Source organism: Oleiphilus sp. HI0125, from assembly GCF_001635355.1.
This window is the reverse complement of the sequence record NZ_LWGF01000618.1, coordinates 1-959: the sequence shown is the minus strand read 5'-3', so window position 1 is coordinate 959 and position 959 is coordinate 1. Positions and strand designations below refer to the sequence as shown.

Genomic DNA, 959 nt, shown 5'->3' with positions numbered 1-959 from the left:
AGCAGACAACCTTGCTACTTTTATACAAGCTAAGGGTGTAGATATTGATGATGGCTTACTGGAAGATCTGTCTGTTTTGCTGTCTAAAAACAAAGAGAAGGTGGCAAAACTATTTAAGGGAGTTGATGCCGAAAGTTTGCTTGAAGAAGAAAAGGCAGAAGTTGTAAAGCTAGAAACAAAGCAGGCTTGATTTGCATCGTGAGCACGTGACCGCGAATACGTGAAACAAAAGCGGTGCTCAGGATTCCAATCAAACCCTACTCGTTTTTTAGAGAAATAATAGACCGCTGTATAAGTAGGCCATGACGAGGTTGAAAGACAGCTTAGCGCTCACGCCGCGCTCGCTTGGTAGTCTTTCATGTTTGATTGATGTAACCACTGCAGAATATCGTCAGCGATGTCCGGCCAGCAGCTTTCAGCCTGATAGGTGTGGCTTAGGCCTTCGTATATTTTTATATCCGCGCCGAGTTGATCTGCGCTTTTCTGAATTTCGGTATGGGGGATAATGTGATCTCCCTTGGCAGCTAGAAACAATATGTTGCTTGGATGAAGTTTGGTGCTGATCAATTTTGGAGGTGATAGTAATTTCATTAATACTGGAATTGATTCGGACCTCAGCTGGGCGGTGACCTTGTCAGCATCAGCTGTGTCGCATGTATTAGAATATATTCCTATCGGGGGTGTTCCGTAGCGGGTTATACCTGCATAACACGCGGCGGTAATAAATTTGGCGAGAGAGATTGGTGACTTTTTAGCGAGAGAGCTCATCGAACCGACAACTCCAGAAATTGGCACAGGCGACATTAAGATCAATGCATGACCTTCAGCGGGCATCATTTATCTTTTAAGGAACGGCTTAAGCTAAGGTTTAATGACTACGTCGATGAATGCATTGAAGCAATCGAAAGCTTTGATAAGGAACCGACCGTCATTGGCCATTCTCTTGGTGGACTTGCGTC

At 44.5% G+C, this 959-nt stretch carries 2 protein-coding genes; one reads left to right on the top strand and one right to left on the bottom strand.

Annotated elements, in window-relative coordinates:
• On the top strand, positions 1-190 hold a 190-nt coding region (locus A3762_RS07965), incomplete at its 5' end, for a YebG family protein (protein ID WP_197469141.1).
• 140 nt (positions 191-330) lie between these two features.
• On the opposite strand, the gene A3762_RS07960 is transcribed toward A3762_RS07965, so the two are convergent.
• Positions 331-813 (bottom strand): hypothetical protein, encoded by a 483-nt coding sequence (locus A3762_RS07960; RefSeq protein WP_231878769.1) that lies wholly within the window; start codon positions 811-813, stop codon positions 331-333.
• Between the last annotated feature and the right edge of the window lie 146 nt (positions 814-959).